The following is an 18,583-nucleotide window of genomic DNA, read 5'->3' as shown; positions in this document are numbered from 1 at the left end:
GTGAGGACGCGCCTGCCCTTCAAGCAGACACCTCCACGGTGTAGATGGCGAACTCCGGGCAGATGACGGTGCAGAACCCGCAGTGCACCCAATCCTCTTCCCTGCCCGGCTGCACCACAGGGTAGTGGTAGCCCTTGGAGTTCATGGAAGAGGATTCCATGAGGGCCTCCCTGGGACAGAACTCAATGCAGGATCGGCAGCCCTTGCACCGTTCCGGAAGGGTGTACACCCGACCCTTCGGGATCCGCACGCCACGGGCGTTCAGCGGAGTGCGGACGAAGGGCACGGGGCGCGCGGACGGGGTCATGAGGTCTGGTCCGTCCCGAATTCCCCGGGCAGCCCTCGGACGGGAAATGCGCCAGGCATCTCATATTTCCTCAGCCATTGGGTTGATCCAGGAAGGACCCCTGCCTGTTTCACAGCCCGTCCCGGTGGAGGACCTCACCGGGACTTGGTGGGTACCCGGAACCGGAGATGGAAGGGGTGGAGCCCCGCCGCAGCCAGGTGTTCCGCGAGCACCAGGGGTGGGACATTTGTAGCGCACAGATCCGCCCGCTTAATCATCCCATCCAGGCGCACGGAAAGGACAAGTCCCCAGCGGTTCGGCTGCAGGGTCCGGAGGGCCTGCACCAGGCGATGGAGATCCTCCAGCCCTCCCGGCAGGGCCACGGACAGCCGGACGCCGTCCAGATCTCCGCCCCGCAGGTAGACCAGGGCGTCGAAGAGATCGCTCTTGGTAACGATTCCCACCAGCTGTTCCCGATCCAGCACGGGAAGGCAACCGATTCGGTGCCGGCGCAGGAGGGTCGCCGCCTCCTCCACCGTGGCTTGCGGGGAGATGGTGATCACCTCGCGGGTCATCACCTCGGAAACCGTGAGATTGTGCGGAAGGACAGGAGGGCGGTCCGCTTCCCCGGACGCCAGGGGCGGAAGGGCTGCCCGCAGGATGTCCGTCCACGTCACCACGCCCACCAGCCGGTTGCCCCAGACCACGGGGAGATGACGAACCCGAAGGCTCTGCATCTGCTCCAGGGCCTCCTGTAGGGGTGCCTGCGGGGCCGTGGTCACCGGGTTCGCGGTCATCACATCTTGGACGAGCATACCTTCCTCCGGCAAGCACACTAGCCCGCGCCCCCCCTTCAGGCGCGGGCTTACGCACCACTTCTCTCATGGGCTCCGGAATTCGGGCATCCGGTGCGGACCCGATTTCCCCCTCGGGTGGAGGATGGATCTGTCCGCCTTATGCCGGATCCGGGAAGGTCCATGAGATCCCGCGGGCATGGAGGATCGGTCCCGCGTCGGATTCTCGCTCCCTTGGGAAATCGGTTCCCCGTCGGATGGCGGTGGGGCCCGTCAGCCCTTACCGTGGCATCGGATCCAAAAGATCCGCTGGACCTGTGGCCCCGGGAGGCCTTGGACCGGCGGAGTCGTTTTCGGAGTGCGTCGTGCGTCTGACCCGGGAGACGGAGTACGCGCTGCGGGCTCTCAGCTACCTCGCGGGGCTTTCGGGAGGAGAAGCGGCCCCGGCCTCGCGGGTAGCGCAGGCCTGCGGGCTTCCCCGGGAGTTCCTGAGCAAGACCCTGCGACGGTTGGTGCGCTTGGGGCTGCTGCGCTCCTCCCGGGGCCGCAGCCGCGGATACGCCCTCACCCGCTCTCCCCGCGAGATCTCCGTTCGGGAGGTTCTGGAGGCGGTGGAGGGCCCGGACTATTTCCGGCGGTGCGTGTTCTGGGATAGCCGCTGTTCGGAGGACCGGCCGTGCGTGCTGCACCCGGTGTGGGCGGGCGTGCGGCCGCAGCTGGTAGAGGCCCTGGGTCGGATCACCCTGGACGCCCTTCTGGAACCCTGGTGGGCCCGGGATCCCCCGGAGCTTCGGAGTCCCTTCTGGCTTCCCGGGTCCGAAACGAACGAACGCAAGGGAGGTGAAGGGAGATGAAGTGGGAGAGGACTCTCATCGGGCTCGTGGCGGTGACCACGGCGGTGGTGCTGGGGGTCTCCCTGGCAGGGCAGGCCCAGCGGGCAGGAACCCTGCCCCAAGACGTGCAGAGCCTCATCGAGGCCAAGGGGTTGACCCCGGACCAGGTCCGGGCGGCTATCCAGACGTACGTGCCTCCCGGCAAGCACGACGAGTACCTGATGTTCTCGTCGGCCGGGCAGGGCGGACAGGTCCTGGTAATCGGAATCCCCTCCATGCGGCTGTTGCGGGTGATCGGCGTGTTCGCCCCGGAACCCTGGCAGGGGTACGGGGTGGGCTCCGAGGAAACCGAGACCATCCTCGGGTGGAGGAGCAAGGATCCACGGTTGGCGTGGGGGGACACCCACCACCCGGCCCTGAGCGAGACCAACGGGGAGTACGACGGCAAGTGGCTGTTCATCAACGACAAGGCGGGTAGCCGCATCGCGGTCATCGACCTCCGGGACTTCGCCACCAAGCAGATCGTCACCAACCCCAATGCGGTGAGCAACCACGGTGCCGTGGTGAGCCCCAACACGGAGTACGTGCTGGAGGTGACCCAGTACGCGGCGCCCTTCCCCTTCCGGTACGTGCCGCTCACGCAGGAGAACTACAACCGGCACTACCGGGGACTCGCGACCTTCTGGAAGTTCGACCGGGGGACCGGGCGCATCGACGTCGGTAAGTCTTTCCAGATTGAACTCCCGCCCTACTGGCAGGACCTGGCGGACTTCGGCAAGCTCGAGAGCGACGGGTGGGCGTTCTGGAACTCCTTCAACAGTGAGCGGGCGATCGGGGGTACCCTCGAGAAGAGGCCGCCCATCGAGGTGGGTGCGTCGGCCCGGGACATGGACTACCTGCACATCGTGAACTGGAGGCGGGCCGAGCAGCTCGTGGCCCAGGGCCGGTACACCGTGGTCAACGGGATGAAGGTGATCCGGCTGCGGGACGCGGTGGAAGCAGGCATCCTGTACCTGGCGCCGGAGCCGAAGAGCCCCCATGGGCTGGATGTGGCCCCACGGGGCGACTACATCGTGGTGGGCGGCAAGTTGGACCCCAACGTCACCGTCTACAGCTTCCGGAAGATCCAGGAAGCCATCCGCAACAAGGCGTTCGCTGGTCGGGACGACTACGGGGTACCCATCCTGAAGTTCGACGCGGTTGTGGCGGCTCAGGTGAAGCTGGGCTTGGGGCCGCTCCACACGATGTTCGACGACAAGGGGAACGCGTACACCAGCCTGTTCCTGGACAGCGCGGTCGCCAAGTGGACCTTGGGGCCGCCATACAACCCGGCAGACCGTGGGTGGAAGCTGGTGCAGAAGCTGCCGGTCCAGTACAACATCGGCCACCTGACCGCAGTGGAGGGTGACACGGTGAAGCCGGGCGGCAAGTACCTGGTGGCTCTCAACAAGTGGTCCGTGGACCAGTACAAGAACGTCGGACCGCTACTGCCGCAGAACTTCCAGCTGATCGACATCAGCGGGGACGAGATGAAGCTGCTGTACAACATGCCCATCGGGATCGGGGAGCCGCACCTGGCGCAGATCATCCGGATGGACCGGCTGCGGCCGTGGGAGGTGTACCCGACGGGCACCAACCCGCGGACCATGCGGCCCGACCCACACGCGACGAAGCCCGGACAGTCCCGGATCGTGCGGGAGGGGCGGACGGTACGGGTGTATATGACCGTCCTCAGGAGCCACTTCGTACCGGATCGGGTGCGGGTGAAGCGGGGCGACACGGTGATCTTCCATCTGACGAATGTGGAACGGACGAAGGACGCGATCCACGGGTTCGCCATCGACCGGCACAACGTGAACCTGAGCCTGGAACCCGGGAAGACGGAGACGGTGGTTCTGCGGGCAGAGCGGCCGGGCGTGTACCCCTTCTACTGCACGGAGTTCTGCTCCGCGCTGCACCTGGAGATGATGGGCTACCTGGAGATCGAGCCGTAGGGGAGGAAGCTGGGGGCGGGCTTTTGCCCGCCCCCAGCGGTTCTGGGAGGTACGCAGTTGAACGGTGAGAGAGGGAGACGCGGAGGTGGGGTCCGGTGGCTGCTGGTGGCGGCCGGGCTGCTGGCGGCCTCCTTGTTCTTTCCGTACTGGCAGCTGAGCCTGTACGCGCCCCAGTACCCCGGGGGTCTGCGGGCGATGGTCTACCTGACCCACGTGGCGGGGGACGCGGAGGAGATCAGCACTCTGAACCACTACATCGGCATGAAGCCCCTGGAGGACGCAGCGCCCGTGGAGCGGGCGATGGCGGTGCCCTTGGTACTGCTGTTCGGAGCGCTGGCGGTGGCCTCGGGCACCCAGCGAGAACCCTGGCGCTGGCTGCTGCGGTTGCCCCTCGTGCTGTTCCCCCTGGGCTTTTTCGCGGACCTGAGCGCCTGGCTGTGGTACTACGGCCACTCCATGGATCCCGCAGCCCCGATCCGCCTGGAGCCCTTCATGCCAGTGGTCCTGGGCAGCGGCGTGATCGCCCAGTTCCGGACCGTGGCCACCTTCCACGTGGGCTTCTACTTGGCGCTGCTGGCAAGTCTGGTGGCGCTGTGCGACCTGTACTGTAGGCAGCCGCGGGCGGAGCGGGCGCGACCTGTAGCGGGGCCCGCGGAGGTGGCGGCCCGTTGAGCTGGCTGTGGGTGGTTCTGCCGTTGGCCGTGCTGCCCGCGGCGGGGTCTGTGCCGAGCCTGCAGGTTCTGGTGGACGCGGCTCCCGCGGGCTCGGAGGTGGTGGTCCGGGGGGTGGTGCGGGGTCCGGTGGTGGTGCGCAAGCCGCTGCGGATCGTGGGAGAGCCCGGAGCGGTGGTGGACGGGGGCGGAGAGGGGACCGTGGTGCGGATCGAAGCACCGGGTGTGTACCTGGGCCGGCTGCGCATCCGAGCCAGCGGCTCCGAGCTGAACACGGAGGACGCGGGGGTGTTCGTGGGCGCTGCTGGGGTGGTGCTGGAAGACCTGGTGCTGGAGGACGTGCTGTTCGGCCTGAACCTCAAGCAGGCGGACGGGGCCGTGGTGCGGCGGGTGCGGCTCTCCGGAAAGCCCCTGCCGCTGAACCGGCGGGGGGACGCGGTGCGGCTGTGGTACAGCCAGCGGGTCGTCCTCACGGATCTTGACGTGGAGAGCATGCGGGACGTCCTGCTGTGGTTCACGGAGGGGTCGGTGCTGCACCGGCTGCGCGTCCGCAACTCCCGGTACGGCGTGCACTACATGTACGCGCACCGCACGCCTCTGCTGGACAGCACCCTGGAGGGGAACGCCGTGGGCGCGTACGTCATGTACAGCGCGGGCGTCCGGGTGGAGGGGAACCGCTTCCTCCACAACCGGGACGTGCCGGGGGTGGGCCTGGCCTTCAAGGAGTCGGACGAGGTACAGGTGCGCGCCAACGCGCTGGTGGGGAACCACGTGGGGCTGTACCTGGACGCCACCCCCATGGGAGGAGAAGGGCGCGGACGATTCGAGGGGAACGTGGTGGCCGGGAACGCGGTCGGCCTGCTCCTCCTCACCAACGCCTCGGGCAACATCTTCACCCAGAACACCTTTGCGGTGAACCGGGAGACGTTGCGCGTGGAGGGCGGGGCGAGTGCTCGCAACCGGTGGGAGAGGAACTCCTGGGACGAGTACGCGGGGGTGGATCTGGACGGGGATGGGGTTGGAGAACTCCCCTTCCGCCTGCGACGGTGGTTCGAGTCCGCATCGGAGAACGTGCCCGCCGCGGGCCTGCTCCACGCGAGTCCCGGCCTGCAGGCGGTGGAACTGGCCTCCCGCGCATTCCCCCTGTTCGCTCCCCACCAGGTGCTGGTGGATCCCAAGCCGCTCGTGCACCCCACGGTACCCCCGGAGTTCCTCGAGGAGAAGCGCTCGGCCGCCTTCGCCGTCCACGGCCTGGGGGTCGCCCTGTTGGGTCTCGGTGTGGTGTGGTGGGTACGGAGGTCGCGGCGGTGGGAGGTGGGGGGATGATCCGCTGGGAGGGAGTCACGGTGCGGTTTGGGAACCGGGCGGTATTGGAGGAGGTGAGCCTGGAGGTGTCTCCGGGGCAGCGGGTAGCCCTCCTGGGCCCGAACGGTGCGGGCAAGACCACCCTGCTGCGTTGTCTGCTGGATCTGGTGCCGTACGAGGGTAAGGTGACCGTAGGCGGCTACGACGTCCGGCGTCAGGGGGCCGTGGCCCGGCGGCTCGTGGGCTACGTCCCGCAGCTTCCTGCCTTTCCTCTCCACCTCACGGCCGCGGAGGTGGTGGCCCTGGTCCAGGAGCTGCGGGGAGAAGTGCCAAACCCCTGGCCCTTGCTGGAACGGGCAGGTCTTCAAGGGCACGGGGGCAAGCCCGTGGTGTGCCTCTCTGGCGGCATGCTCCGCCGGCTGGGGATCGCGGTGGCCCTCGTGGGGGATCCACCGGTGCTGGCACTGGACGAGCCCACCAGCTACCTGGACCGGGGAGGGGAGGAGTGGCTGGCGAGCTGGCTGGAGGCGGCGACGGGGAAGACGGTGGTGGTGGCGAGCCACCACCTGCGGCGCCTGGAGCAGCTCGTGGATCGGGTGGTGGTGCTGGAAGGTGGAAAGGTGGTGGCGGACGTCCCCGCCGGCGAACTGTGGCGTCTGTACTGGGTGGAGGTGGTGGTGCAAGGGGCGCAGCCGGAGCATCTGCCCGCGGGGGTGGAGGTGATCGCGAGCCGCAACGGCACCGTGCGCCTGCGGGTACCGAATGCCGCTCTCCCCGAGCTCCTGCCGCTCCTCCGGGGTCTGCCCTTCCGGGTGCACGAGCCCGAGGTGGAGGACTTTATGCGGGGGGTACGCGCATGACCGCCCTCATCCTGGCCCGATGGGACGCGCGGGCGAGCCTGAGGGACCGGTGGTTTCTCTCCCTGGCCTTCGCCTTCTGGGCCCTCACCCTCGGAGCCGCCTTCACCGCCCTGGCAGGTCTCCGGGTGGTCGGACTCTCCTCCTTTGACCGGGCCGCGGCGGCCCTGTTGCACCTCGCGCAGCTCTTCATCCCCCTTTTGGGCCTTACCTTGGGCGCGGGGTGGCTGGCAGGGGATCGGGAAACCGGATCCCTGGAGTTCCTGCTGGCCCAGCCCATCTCCCGCGGTGCCCTGTACGCGGGACGGTACGTGGGACTGGCGGCCTCGGTGCTGTCGGCCATCTGGCTCGGATACGGGGGTGCGGGGATTGTGCTCGCCTGGGGCGCGGGCGCGGAGCACGGGGGCACCTTTTTGGCCCTAGTGGGCCTTTCGAGCCTGCTGGCGCTTTCCATGCTCTCCGTGGGGCTCCTGATCTCCGCCTTCGCGCCCACCCGAGGGAGGGCCCTGGGCTGGGCCCTGCTGGCGTGGCTGGGGTTCGGGGTGCTAGGGGATCTCGGGGTGCTGGGGGCCGCGCTGAGCCTGCGGCTTCCGTCCTGGGCGGTGCTCCTGCTGGCCGCCCTGAACCCCCTCTCCGCCTTCCGCATGAGCGGGATCCTGCTCGTGACCCACAGCCCCGAGCTCCTGGGCCCCCTGGCCCTGCTCGCGGTAGACCGGCTGGGGCAGACGGGCGCCCTATTGGCCCTGCTGGCGATACTCGGCGGGTGGAGCGGGGTGAGCTACGCGGTGGGCCACCTGAGGTTTACCCGAGTCGTGCGCCCGTGAGGTGGGCTCTCCTGCTCCTTACCCTGCTCCTCGGGGCGTGCACCCCGAACCCCACAGCCCGGGTCGGTGGAGAGGGGTGGAGGGCCTCCCTGGAATGGGCTCCCACCCGACCTCGGGCACTCCAGCCCGCCACCCTGCGACTGCGGATCGGGGACGACTCCGGCCGCCCTCTCGCGGTCACGAACCTCCAGGTCCGGGCCTCCATGCCCGAGATGACCCACGAGCCGGAGGAGATCCTCTTCCGGCAGACGGGCCCTGGGCGCTACGAAGCCCAACACACCTTCTCCATGGACGGCCGGTGGGAGATAAAAGTAGCGGGGGAGGCGGAGGGCGTGCGGATCCTCGCCACCTTCACCCTGCACGTGGGGCCCTAGCCCCGCGTGCAGGACTAGCCGGTGCACAGGAGCCCTCGATGGCCAGCATGTTCACCACTCCCCGAACCTGCGGGATCGCCTGCACGAGCTGCTCCACCCGCTCCCGATCCTCTCGGGAGGGTACCGAACCCGTGAGGGTGACCCACCCGCACTCCACCGCGGACCGCACCCGCTGATGGGTAGGGAGGTGACGGCGCAGGACGCGCCGGACGGCCCGCACGAGCTCCAGGTCGCTTGCAGGGGCGGGATGAAACCCCTGCGTGCTCAGGTGGTTCACCACGTCCAGAACTCCGGGGACCCGGTGGGCGGCTTCCTGAGCCGCGAACTTCTCCACTGCTCCGCTCACGCGTCCGGTGAGAATGGCCACCCCGTTCTCCACGCGGGCCTGCACGCGCTCGGGATTCACGCGGGCATCCACCTCGAACTCCTGCACCACCCGGCGGTGCCTCCTCGCGTCCGCGGGCCGGCCCGTCATGTTCTCACCTCCCACCCTGAAGATAGGGAGGTCGCGGGCACAGTGTGCATCGGCTGGGGAGGGGATCCACGCGACCCTGCAAGTACCCGTGAGGTTCGCCCTTCCGTCCGGAAATTCCTCCTGGGGGTGCTTCGGAGTACAAACGTTCCCAGGCGCATCGGGCCCGGACCCGACCTCAGCTCCCCTCAAAATCAGGTCCTGGACTGATGTCCCACGTGCACTTCGTGTGTTCACGTAGAGTCAACCAAACCCCGTGGAGCCGGAAGGTATGCGCGCGGGAGTCCTGGTGGCCCTGTGGGCGGTGTTCAGTGCGTTGTTCCTGCTTGCGGCATCCCGATTCGACGCCTTTCCTCTGAGCGCGGCACGGGAGGCGGAGGTGGCGGATCACGCTTTCCGCCTCCTCATGCTGCTCGCCGGCCCTGTGTTCGCCGCGGTGGTCTCCGTGCTCGTGTACGTGCTCCTGGCCCGGCGTGGCCGGGGAGATCCACCGGAAGCTCCCCCGTACACCCCCGAGCACCCCGCCATCCCCCGCACATGGTTCGTCCTCACCGCGGCCCTGTGCGTCTACGTGGTCTACAACCCTGGACTTGTGGGGCTCGCGGAGATGCGGGGAGTGCCCCTTGGGGGATTGTTGGCCCGAGGCCGGTACGCGGCGGTGGGACTCCCGTCGCTCCCCCCGGGCGGGGAGCTGGTGGTCCGGGTCCGGGCCAGCCGGTGGCTGTGGCAGTTCGAGTACCCGGAGCACAACGTCACCGCGCGGGAGCTGGTTCTGCCTGCCGGCCGCCGGGTGCGCTTCGAGGTGACCTCCGTGGACATCGTGCACAGCTTCTGGGTGCCTGCCTTCCGCACCAAGATCGACGCGGTGCCGAACCTGACCACCTACCTGCGCGTGACGCCGACCCGCGTGGGTTCGTTCGAACAGAGCGCGGACCTGCGGGTGCAGTGCGCGGAGCTGTGCGGCGTGGGCCATGGCATCATGGCGGCCCCCGTGCGGGTGGTGGAGCCGGAAGCGTTTGAGGCCTGGGTGGCGCAGCAGGCACGGAGGTAGGCGCATGCAGGTGGTGGCTCCTATCCTGAGAGGACTCCTGTACGGCGCGGTCGGCTACGTGGCGGGCGGCCCGGTGCTCGCGGGACTGGTGCGCGCAACAGGGGCGACGTTCTCCTTCGATCTGGAGCTCGCCACCGGCGCCGTCCTGGGCACGGTGGGCTGGCTGGCGGGGGTAGGCATGTGGGAGGTGTGGGCCCGGGGCTGGTTCGGCCTTCCGCTGCGTCCGTGGCCCGAGGACAAGAGCGTGGCCCGCTACTTCCGGTTCACCACGGACCACAAGGTGATCGGGATCCAGTACCTGGTGACCTTCCTGGGACTCTTTTTCCTGGGCGGGCTGCTGGCCATGCTCATGCGCTGGGAACTCATGCGCCCGGGAATGCAGCTGTTGACCCTCAACGGCTACAACCAGGTGATGAGTCTGCACGGTATTGTCATGATCGCGGTGGCCGTGGCCATCTTCCTGGGGGGCTTGGGGAACTACCTGGTGCCCTTGATGATCGGCGCCCACGACATGGCCTTCCCCCGGGTGAACGCCCTCAGCTACTGGCTCACCCCGCCCGTGGCCGTCATGCTGCTGGCGAGCCTCTTCGTGGGCGGGTGGGACTCCGGGTGGACCGCCTACCCACCGCTGAGCGCGGTGAACGCACCGGGCCAGGTTCTCATGATCGTGGCCGTGGTCGTGTTCGGACTCTCCAGCATCCTCGGCGGGATCAACTTCCTCGTGACCATCGCCCGCATGCGGGCGCCGGGCATGACGTGGAGCCGGCTCCCCGTGTTCGTCTGGTCCGTGTTCGCGGCATCCCTGCTGAGCTTCATCTTCACCCAGTACCTGGCCGCGAGCCTCCTCATGGTGCTCCTGGACCGGGTGGCGGGGATGAGCTACTTCCACTTCGCCCGCGGAGGCACTCCCGTGGTGTACCAGCAGCTGTTCTGGTTCTACTCCCACCCCGCGGTGTACATCATGATCCTGCCCGCCTTCGGCGCCGCTCTGGAGGTCATCACCCACTTCGCCCGCACGCCCCTGTACGCCTACCGGTGGGTGGTGGGAGGGTTCCTGGGCATCGTAGGGCTCAGCGGGATCGTGTGGGCCCACCACAACTTCACCAGCGGCATGCCCGACTGGATGCACGCGCCCATGATGGCCACCACGGAGGCCATCTCCGTGCCCACGGGCCTGGTGTTCCTGGGAGCGTTGGGAACCCTGGTGCGGGGGAGGTTGTGGCTGCGTACGCCCATGCTGTTCGCCCTGGGATGGGTGTGGAACTTCCTCATCGGCGGGCTCACGGGGATCTTCAACGCGGACGTGGCCACGGACCTGCACCTGCACGACACGTACTTCGTGGTGGGGCACTTCCACTACACCATCATGGGGGGGGAGATCTTCGCGCTTCTGGCGGCCCTGTACTACTGGTACCCGAAGATCACGGGCCGGATGTACGACGAACGGCTGGGCCGGGCGCACTTCTGGTGGACCTTCCTGGCCTTCAACGCGACCTTCTTCCCCATGTTCTGGGCGGGGCTGCACGGGATGAACCGGCGGATCGCGGACTACCCCACGGCCTTGAGTGGAACGAACTTCTGGACCAGCATCGCGGCCTTCCTGCTGGGCATGAGTTTCCTTGTGTTCCTGTACAACTTCGTCATGAGCTGGGTCCGGGGGCCGCAGGCGGAGGCCAATCCTTGGGAGGCCTCCACCCTGGAGTGGCAGGTGCCGAGCCCGCCACCGGTGGAGAACTTCCCCGCTCCGCCCGCGGTGGTGGGCCCGCCCTACGTGTACGGGATCCCCGGAATCCGGCATGCGGTCCTCGGCGTGACGGGGGGGAGCGAGGATGAGCCCGTTGCCACGTAAGTTCCGGCTGGGGGTTCAGGTGTTCGCGGGACTGGCGGCCCTCACCGCGGTGGAGTGGTTCGCGGCCCGCTGGCCCGGTTCCCTCCTGTGGCTGGGGCTCATCGCCCTGGGAAAGACCGCCCTCATCGCGGAGTACTTCATGCACGCCTCGCAGCTGTTACGGGAGGAGGGCTAGCATGCGCCACGAAGCCGCCCTTCGCCTCACCCGGGAGGAACTCCAGAACGCGCGCCTGGGCCTGTGGCTCTTCATCGTCTCAGAGGCGGCGCTCTTCAGCGCCTTCGTGGCGGCCCGCTACCTGAACCTGGGGACCCAGCGGCCCCCGGAGCTGAATCAGCCTCTGGGACTGGCCATCACCGGGGTGCTGCTCCTGAGCAGCCTCACCGCCTACCGGGCGGAGACCTGCATCGCGCACGGGGACCGGGCAGGGTTCCTGCGGAACACCCTGTGGACGATCCTGCTGGCGGGCGTGTTCCTGGTGGGCGTGGTGGTGGAGTGGGTGGAGGGCTTCCACTTCTTCCCGCCTGGGACCCGCTACGGCACCAGCTTCTTCTCCCTCACGGGGCTGCACGGCCTGCACGTGCTGAGCGGAGCGGTGCTCCTGCTGGGCGTCTACCTGCACGGCCGTCGCGGCCGGTACGGGCCGGACGACTACTGGCTCGTGGAAGGGGTGGTGAAGTACTGGCACTTCGTGGACGTGGCGTGGGTGTTCATCTATCCCACGCTGTACCTGGTGGGGTGAGACCATGGCGGAACCCGTAGTGGCCTTCTCGCAAGTCCTGGATGCCTTGAGCGAGGAAGCGGGTTGCCCGCTCCTCGTGGCCGCCTCGGACGGCACCCCCCTCGCGGCGCCGCGGCAGCACACCATCCCGTGCCTGCAGGCGCCGGAGTGGAGAGGGATCTGTCAGGGGGCCCAGGCGTTTGCCGGCGGGCCTCCGGAAACCACGGGCGTGCGGGTGTGTCCGAGGAATGCGAAGCCGCACCTGGTGGTGCCTGTGGGCAACGGATCACGCCAGGCGGTGGTGCTGGCGGAGCTGTGGCTGGCCCGGAATCCCCGCACGGCCCGACCCCGGGCAGAGCAGATGGCGCGTCTGGCTGCGGCGCTCGTGCAGAAGGCCCTGCCCGCCCGCACACCGGAGGCGCGGGTCCTGGTGGAGGAGGTGCCGAGCCGGGTGGTGCGGCAGGCCCTGGCGGACGGCCGCCTCACCCCAGAGGGCCTGCGGCGCCTGCGGACCCGCTACCGCCTTTCGTGGCGGGAGGTGGAGGTGCTGGTGCTGTACTACCTCACCGCCCACGGGCCGGACCAGCGGGTTCGGACCACGGTGGGCCGGACCCTGGGACTCACGGAGGGCTCCGTGCGGGAGTACGTACGCCGGGTGCGGCGCAAGCTCGGGGTCCGGTTCCGGCGGTCCCCGGAGGTATGGGTGTGGGCGCGGGAGCAGGGGCTCACGCGGGAGGGTCGGTAGGTGGCCGTCTCCGAGGCGATCCTCCAGCGCCGGTACGTCTACAACCGGGCCCCGCTGCTCGTCTACTGGGAGCTCACCCGGGCGTGCGACCTCGCCTGCCGCCACTGCCGGGCGGAGGCCATTCCGGAGCGGCACCCCCTCGAACTCTCCACCCAGGAAGGCCGCCGGATGCTCCGGGACGCCCTAGCCTTCGGGCCCCCGCTTCCGCACTGGGTCTTTACGGGCGGGGATCCCTTCAAACGGCCGGACCTCGCGGAGCTCGTGGAGGAGGCCCGGGCCCTGGGGTTTGGCGTTTCCCTTGCCCCCAGCGCAACCCCCCTCGTCACGGATGCGGCCATCCGCCGCCTCGCACGTTCGGGCGTGCAGGCCATCTCCCTCAGCCTGGACGGCTCGACCCCGGAGCGGCACGATGCCCTGCGGGGCATTCCCGGATGCTTCGAACGGACCCTGCGCCTCGCGCACCGAATCCGAGAGGAGGGAATTCAACTCCAGGTCAACACCCTCGTCACCGCCTCTACCCTGGAGGACCTTCCGGCTATCTATGAGCGGATCTGGGAACTGGGCATTGTCCGCTGGAGTCTCTTCTTCCTGGTCCGGGTGGGCCGGGGGCAGGCACTGGAGGAGGTGACGCCCCTGCAGGCAGAGCGGCTGTGCCACTGGCTCCTGGACCTGGGCGCACGTGCGCCCTTTGCCATCAAGACCACGGAGGCCCCCCACTACCGGAGGGTGGCGTTTCTGCGCATGCGCACCCGGGGTCTCAGCGAGGCCGCCATCGCCTCGACCCCCGTGGGCCGGGGATTTGGGGTCCGGGACGGAAACGGGATCGTCTTCGTCTCCCACACGGGTGAGGTGTACCCTTCGGGGTTTCTGCCCCTTCGGGCGGGGAACGTGCGGGAGCATAGCCTCGTGGAACTGTACCGGCACGCGGACCTGTTCGTGCGGATCCGGGATACGGGCCTTCTGCGGGGCAAGTGCGGCCGGTGTCCCTTCCGGGAGATCTGCGGAGGCTCCCGGGCCAGAGCCCATGCGCACACGGGCGATCCCCTCGAAAGCGATCCCCTCTGTCCGTACCAGCCTCCATAGGCGAAAATCCGGCGCGAAATCCTGCCTCGGCCCGATGCGTGGCAGAGGGTGGCGGGGAAGACTCCACCTGGGGAGGTGAGAGGAGATGTGGCGGAAGGTGACGGCCCTGGGGGTGGTGGGGATTCTGGGTGCGGTGTTGGGGGTCTGGACGGCCCTCCATGCGGGCGCGGCCCCGCAGAGGATCAGGGTGGAGGCCAAGGAGTTCTCCTACACCCCCAACAGGATCCCAGTGAAAGCCGGCCAGCCCGTGGAGCTCCTCATGGAGAACAAGGGCGTCATCGAGCACGACTTCGTGCTGGAGAAATTCAAGGTGAAGATGGGGCTTCTCAAGCCCGGCCAGTCCGGAAAGGTGACCTTTACGCCCACCGCCAAGGGAACCTTCCCCTTCTACTGCAGCGTGTTCTACTGCAGCGTGCCCGGGCACAGGGAAGCCGGGATGACGGGCACCCTGGTGGTGCAGTAGCTAGCCGCGCGGCGAAAACCGTTCCCTCCGCAGGGTGATCCGTTCCACCCGGCGAAGGTCCACGCGGGGGGCGACGCCCGCCTCCGTAGGGACCTCTATAGTACCGTCGGGACCGAGCACCACGGGCGGATCGATGAGGTCCTCCTCGAAGTAGCGGTCGCTCGTGGAGAGGTCCGCGGGCAGCTGGAAGTTCGGGAGAGAGGCGAGGGCGAGGTTTGTAAGCCGGCCGATCCCTGTTTCCAGCATGCCGCCGCACCATACGGGGACTCCCTGCCGCGCGCAGAGGTCGTGGGTCCTTCGGGCGGCATCAAGCCCGCCCAGGCGCACGGGCTTAATGTTCACCACCCGACAGGCCTCCAACGCGATGGCTTGGTGGGCATCCTGCGGATACACGATGGACTCGTCCAGGCACAGGGGCGTGCGCAGCCGGCGCTGCAGATGGGCGTGGCCGAGGAGGTCGGCCTCGCCCAGGGGCTGTTCGATCATGAGGAGGCCGAGCCCGTCCATGGCTTCAAAGATCGGTGTCTGCTCCAGGGTGTACGCGGCGTTGGCGTCCACCTGGAGGGGGAGCTCCGGAAACGCCCGGCGCACCGCCTGTACCACTTCCACGTCCCACCCGGGCCTGATCTTGAGCTTCACCCTCCGATAGCCCTGATCCACGAAGGCCTCGATGCGGCGCAAAAGGCCGGGGACCGTGGGCTCGAGCCCGAGGCTTACTCCCACCTCTATCCGGTCCCGCACTCCGCCCAGGGCCTGTTTGAGGGAGAGGTTCTGCGCCTGGCAGTAAAGGTCCCACAGGGCTGCCTCCAGGCCTGCCTTGGCCATGTGGTGCCGACGGACGTGGGCCGCCCGGCGGGCAAACTCCCCCGGGTGCGGGAGGGGTTCCTGGAGGAGGGGAATCAGGAAGTCACGCAGCACGTGCCAGGCGGTTTCCACGGTCTCCTCGTTGTAGAGAGGGGCGGCAAAAACCGGCACCTCTCCCCAGCCCGCAAGCCCGTCCGCGTAGGCGGTGACGAGGATGCAGCGCTTGGCGGTCTGACGGCCGAAGCTCGTCTCGAAGGGGAACCGCAGCGGGAGCTCCACCACCCGGAGCTCCACGGCCTCTATCCGCATGGCTGCGCCTTCAGATGCCCACGGACTTTGCCCCCGGCTTTGCGCCGCCATCCCCGCTCCCCTATAATGATCGCGCCCTGCGAACCGGGTCGACAGGGGGTGCGCGATGCCTACGTATATCATGTTGAGCCGGCTCACGGAATCCGGGGCGGAGACCATCCGTCAGAACCCCGGCCGCATCCAGGAGGTCAACCGGGAGCTGGAAGCCATGGGCGTGCGGGTGCTCCAGCAGTACGCGGTCCTGGGGCCCTATGACTTCGTGAACATCGTGGAGGCCCCGGATGTGGGGACCGTGATGCGGGCCTCCGTGGAGCTCAGCTCCCGAGGGAGCGTGCGCATCGAGACCCTGGCCGCGGTCCCGATGGAGGAGTTCGTCCGGCTGTTCCGGTAAGGGTTCGCTGGCCGCTGCGCTATAGGCGCCTCCGCGCCTGAGGGGAATTCGCGGGTCGAGGGAGGGGCTTCGGGATGGAGATGGTTCGCACGACGCTCCCGAACGGGCTCCGGGTGGTGATGTTGTCCGACCGCTCCGCCCCGGTGGTGAGCTTCTGGGTGTGGTACCGGGTGGGCGCGCGGGACGAGCGGCCGGGACAGACGGGGATCTCCCACTGGGTGGAGCACATGCTCTTTAAGGGAACCCCTCGGCTCGGGCGAGGAGGGCTCGATCGACTGTTCGCTCGCCTGGGCGCCCACTGGAACGGGTTCACCACTTCGGACTTCACCGTCTACCTGGAGACCCTCCCCCATACCACCTGGCAGGTGGCTGCGGAGGTGGAGGTGGACCGCATGTGCAACACCGTATTCGATCCCGAGGAGGTGGAGCGGGAGCGCACGGTGATCCTCTCGGAGCGGGGGATGTACGAGAACGACCCCAGTAGTATGCTGCACGAGGAGGTGGCGGCCCTGGCCTTCACCGTGCATCCCTACCGGCAGCCCGTGATCGGCTGGCGAACAGACCTGCAGCGGATCACCCGGGAGGAGCTGGTGGCCCACTACCGGACTTACTACCGGCCCAACAACGCCACCGTGATCCTGGTGGGCGCCGTTGCCCCGGAGGAGGCCTTGCGAACCATCGAGACCTCCTTCGGCGGGCTTGAACCTGGGGAGCGGCCTCCGGAGGTTCGGATCGAAGAACCGCCCCAGGAAGGGGAGCGCCGGGTGGTGGTGGAAAGGCCGGGGGGAGCCGTGCCCCTGGTGCAGATGGCCTACCGGATCCCTGCGGCCACGCATCCGGACACGGTGCCGCTTCTCGTGCTGGACGCGGTGCTTTCGGGAGGAAAGCCCCTCAGCTGGGGCGGGGCGGGTGGGATGGGCCGATCCTCGCGGCTGTACCGGGCTCTGGTTCGCACCCGACTCGCGGCCGCGGCCACCAGCCGCATCACCCCCTCCCTGGATCCCGGGCTGCTGTGGGTCTCCGTCACCGCCCAGCCCGGGGTAAAGCCTGAAGTCCTGGAGTCCGCGGTGGAGGCAGAGCTCGCCCGGTTGCGGGAGGAGACGGTGTCGGAGGAGGAGCTGCGCAGAGCCACCAAGCAGCTGCGGGCCCAGCTGGCGTACGGCACGGACGATGCGTCCGGCCGCGCCCTGTGGCTGGGATTTGTGGAGATGCTGGGGCTCCGCGCGTGGTTTACGGATCTCCCCCAACAACTGGAGCGGGTAACACCGGAGGAGGTACGGCGGGTGGCCCAAATCTATCTCCAGAAAAAGACGCGTACCGTAGGCTGGTACCTCCCGGAGGCCGCGTGATGGAGATCCCCATCCGGCCTGAAGTCGTCCTCCGACAAAGGCTGCCCAATGGCAGCGTGGTGCTGGCGCTCCGGGATCCCTCTTCGCCCACGGTCTCCCTGCGGGTGCTGCTGCCCCATGCGGGGGCCATGGCGGACGGGGAAACGGGAGCGGGCACGGCGCGGTTCGTGGCCGCCCTGCTGGTGCGGGGGACCGGATGCTACGAGGCGGAGGCGCTCGCGGAGCTGCTGGATGGGATGGGTGCCTCCGTGCAGGTTACTGCAGGGCGGGAAGCCACGGAGCTCACCGCCCGGGCCCTGGCGGAGGATGCGGAGCGGCTGGTGGGGGTGTGCGCGGAGATCCTGCGGAACCCCACGTTTCCCTCCGAGGAGATCGAGCGGGTGCGGGGCGAGATCGTCACCTCCCTCCGGCTGCTCGCCAAGGATCCCAGGACCGTGGCCCAGTGGACCCTCTGCCGGCTGCTCTACCCTCCGCCGCACCCCTTCAGGTTCCCCGCGGAGGGGGTGGAGGAGGTGGTGCGCGGACTGGGGCGAGAGGTACTCGTGGCGTTCTGGCGCCGGCACTACGGGCCGCTGGACGCGGTCTTCGCCGTGGTTGGGGATCTGGATCCGCAGCGGGCTGTAGACCTGGTCTGCGGCGGCTTTGGAGATTGGCAGGCGCCGGTGAAGCCGTTACCGGGGCCTCCCGATCCCGCACCGCCCGCGGAGGTGATCCGGGAAGTGGTGCCCATCGAGGGGAAGGTGCAGGCGGACGTGGCCCTTGGCGTCCCCGGGGTTCGGAGAGCGGATCCGGACTACTTGCCCCTGCGGCTGGGGAACCTCATTTTGGGGGAGATGGGGCTCATGGGGCGCATCGGGGACGTGGTACGGGAGCAGAAGGGACTCGCGTACTACGCCCTGAGCCATCTCACCGCGGGGAAGTGGGGCGGGCCGTGGTTCGCGGTGGCGGGCGTCCCGCCCCAAAAGGTCCGGGAGGCCGTAGAGGCCATGGCGGCGGAGTTTGAGCGGATGCGGGAGGAAGGCCCTACGGCCCAGGAGCTTGCGGATGCGGTTCAGAACCGGATCGGGTGGCTCCAGGTCTCCCTCTCCGGTGCTCCCGCCAAGGCACAGCTGCTGGCCAGTACGGAGTTCCACGGTCTGGGACTCGACTACTGGGTACGGTTTGCGGACCTGGTCCGGAACGTAACCCGGGAGGCCATCGTGGAAGCTTTCCGGCGCCGTTTCCCCGGCGGCTATGCCGTGGCGGTGGCGGGGCCGGAAGGCGTGGTGGTCTGAGACGCCCGCTGGGATTCGGTCAAAGAGGCCCTCCTTGCCCCATCCCTTATCGATGGTGGCCTCGATGCGGTGCAGGCGGCCGTCCTCTGTGCTTTGCACCGTGCCCGACACACCCTTGAACCGACCCTTCACAGCG

21 protein-coding genes are annotated in these 18,583 nt (G+C 68.5%); 17 read left to right on the top strand and 4 right to left on the bottom strand.

From position 1 onward, the window contains the following. Positions 1 to 19: 19 nt before the first annotated feature. Together N0A24_00495 and N0A24_00490 are read right to left on the bottom strand one after the other, a co-directional pair. Positions 20 to 307, bottom strand: a complete 288-nt coding sequence (locus N0A24_00495) for a ferredoxin family protein (protein MCS7171895.1) — start codon at positions 305 to 307, stop codon at positions 20 to 22. 134 nt (positions 308 to 441) lie between these two features. Continuing rightward, complete coding sequence (locus N0A24_00490) at positions 442 to 1,101, bottom strand: CBS domain-containing protein (GenBank protein ID MCS7171894.1); 660 nt, start codon at positions 1,099 to 1,101, stop codon at positions 442 to 444. A gap of 344 nt (positions 1,102 to 1,445) precedes the next feature. Between N0A24_00490 and N0A24_00485 the strand changes: the two genes are divergently transcribed. Genes N0A24_00485 through N0A24_00455 form a run of 7 tightly spaced genes read left to right on the top strand, consistent with a single transcriptional unit; the run spans position 1,446 to position 7,938 of the window. Next, entirely contained in the window at positions 1,446 to 1,934 is a 489-nt protein-coding gene (locus N0A24_00485) for an Rrf2 family transcriptional regulator (protein MCS7171893.1), read from the top strand. Beyond that, positions 1,931 to 3,907 (top strand): Sec-dependent nitrous-oxide reductase, encoded by a 1,977-nt coding sequence (nosZ, locus tag N0A24_00480; GenBank protein MCS7171892.1) that lies wholly within the window; start codon positions 1,931 to 1,933, stop codon positions 3,905 to 3,907. The genes N0A24_00485 and nosZ overlap by 4 nt, the downstream gene beginning before the upstream one ends. Before the next feature lie 57 nt (positions 3,908 to 3,964). After that, the gene (locus N0A24_00475; protein ID MCS7171891.1) at positions 3,965 to 4,579 is read left to right on the top strand and encodes a cytochrome C; all 615 of its coding nucleotides are present in this window, start codon (positions 3,965 to 3,967) and stop codon (positions 4,577 to 4,579) included. After that, the gene (nosD, locus tag N0A24_00470; protein ID MCS7171890.1) at positions 4,576 to 5,904 is read left to right on the top strand and encodes a nitrous oxide reductase family maturation protein NosD; all 1,329 of its coding nucleotides are present in this window, start codon (positions 4,576 to 4,578) and stop codon (positions 5,902 to 5,904) included. Before N0A24_00475 ends, nosD begins: the two co-directional genes overlap by 4 nt. Beyond that, on the top strand, positions 5,901 to 6,743 hold the full coding sequence (locus N0A24_00465; protein ID MCS7171889.1) for an ABC transporter ATP-binding protein: 843 nt from the start codon (positions 5,901 to 5,903) through the stop codon (positions 6,741 to 6,743). The genes nosD and N0A24_00465 overlap by 4 nt, the downstream gene beginning before the upstream one ends. Next, positions 6,740 to 7,564 carry an ABC transporter permease gene (locus N0A24_00460; protein MCS7171888.1) on the top strand — a complete coding sequence of 275 codons (825 nt, stop codon included), beginning with the start codon at positions 6,740 to 6,742 and terminating at the stop codon, positions 7,562 to 7,564. The genes N0A24_00465 and N0A24_00460 overlap by 4 nt, the downstream gene beginning before the upstream one ends. Then, positions 7,561 to 7,938 carry a FixH family protein gene (locus N0A24_00455; protein MCS7171887.1) on the top strand — a complete coding sequence of 126 codons (378 nt, stop codon included), beginning with the start codon at positions 7,561 to 7,563 and terminating at the stop codon, positions 7,936 to 7,938. The genes N0A24_00460 and N0A24_00455 overlap by 4 nt, the downstream gene beginning before the upstream one ends. On the opposite strand, the gene N0A24_00450 is transcribed toward N0A24_00455, so the two are convergent. Beyond that, on the bottom strand, positions 7,916 to 8,413 hold the full coding sequence (locus N0A24_00450) for a BON domain-containing protein (protein MCS7171886.1): 498 nt from the start codon (positions 8,411 to 8,413) through the stop codon (positions 7,916 to 7,918). The genes N0A24_00455 and N0A24_00450 overlap by 23 nt on opposite strands. A gap of 268 nt (positions 8,414 to 8,681) precedes the next feature. Here N0A24_00450 and N0A24_00445 point away from each other — a divergent pair, with 268 nt between their 5' ends. From N0A24_00445 to N0A24_00415, 7 genes are all read left to right on the top strand, one after another. Continuing rightward, on the top strand, positions 8,682 to 9,461 hold the full coding sequence (locus N0A24_00445) for a cytochrome c oxidase subunit II (GenBank protein ID MCS7171885.1): 780 nt from the start codon (positions 8,682 to 8,684) through the stop codon (positions 9,459 to 9,461). 4 nt (positions 9,462 to 9,465) lie between these two features. Next, entirely contained in the window at positions 9,466 to 11,310 is a 1,845-nt protein-coding gene (locus N0A24_00440) for a cbb3-type cytochrome c oxidase subunit I (GenBank protein ID MCS7171884.1), read from the top strand. Beyond that, the gene (locus N0A24_00435) at positions 11,291 to 11,485 is read left to right on the top strand and encodes a cytochrome C oxidase subunit IV family protein (GenBank protein MCS7171883.1); all 195 of its coding nucleotides are present in this window, start codon (positions 11,291 to 11,293) and stop codon (positions 11,483 to 11,485) included. The genes N0A24_00440 and N0A24_00435 overlap by 20 nt, the downstream gene beginning before the upstream one ends. A gap of 1 nt (position 11,486) precedes the next feature. After that, on the top strand, positions 11,487 to 12,050 hold the full coding sequence (locus N0A24_00430) for a cytochrome c oxidase subunit 3 (GenBank protein ID MCS7171882.1): 564 nt from the start codon (positions 11,487 to 11,489) through the stop codon (positions 12,048 to 12,050). A gap of 4 nt (positions 12,051 to 12,054) precedes the next feature. Continuing rightward, on the top strand, positions 12,055 to 12,774 hold the full coding sequence (locus N0A24_00425) for a hypothetical protein (GenBank protein MCS7171881.1): 720 nt from the start codon (positions 12,055 to 12,057) through the stop codon (positions 12,772 to 12,774). Beyond that, positions 12,775 to 13,857 carry a TIGR04053 family radical SAM/SPASM domain-containing protein gene (locus N0A24_00420; protein ID MCS7171880.1) on the top strand — a complete coding sequence of 361 codons (1,083 nt, stop codon included), beginning with the start codon at positions 12,775 to 12,777 and terminating at the stop codon, positions 13,855 to 13,857. It abuts the gene before it with no gap. Between the two features lie 85 nt (positions 13,858 to 13,942). Further along, positions 13,943 to 14,320, top strand: a complete 378-nt coding sequence (locus N0A24_00415) for a cupredoxin domain-containing protein (GenBank protein ID MCS7171879.1) — start codon at positions 13,943 to 13,945, stop codon at positions 14,318 to 14,320. On the opposite strand, the gene menC is transcribed toward N0A24_00415, so the two are convergent. Further along, entirely contained in the window at positions 14,321 to 15,433 is a 1,113-nt protein-coding gene (gene menC / locus N0A24_00410; GenBank protein ID MCS7171878.1) for an o-succinylbenzoate synthase, read from the bottom strand. It lies immediately after the preceding gene. Between the two features lie 106 nt (positions 15,434 to 15,539). Between menC and N0A24_00405 the strand changes: the two genes are divergently transcribed. From N0A24_00405 to N0A24_00395, 3 genes are all read left to right on the top strand, one after another. Beyond that, positions 15,540 to 15,824 (top strand): GYD domain-containing protein, encoded by a 285-nt coding sequence (locus tag N0A24_00405; protein MCS7171877.1) that lies wholly within the window; start codon positions 15,540 to 15,542, stop codon positions 15,822 to 15,824. 74 nt (positions 15,825 to 15,898) lie between these two features. Next, entirely contained in the window at positions 15,899 to 17,173 is a 1,275-nt protein-coding gene (locus N0A24_00400; GenBank protein ID MCS7171876.1) for an insulinase family protein, read from the top strand. Continuing rightward, complete coding sequence (locus N0A24_00395) at positions 17,173 to 18,447, top strand: insulinase family protein (protein MCS7171875.1); 1,275 nt, start codon at positions 17,173 to 17,175, stop codon at positions 18,445 to 18,447. Before N0A24_00400 ends, N0A24_00395 begins: the two co-directional genes overlap by 1 nt. The last annotated feature ends 136 nt before the right edge of the window (positions 18,448 to 18,583 follow it).

This window comes from Armatimonadota bacterium (assembly GCA_025059775.1).
Taxonomy (GTDB): domain Bacteria; phylum Sysuimicrobiota; class Sysuimicrobiia; order Sysuimicrobiales; family Sysuimicrobiaceae; genus Sysuimicrobium.
This window is presented reverse-complemented; position numbering and strand designations above follow the sequence as displayed.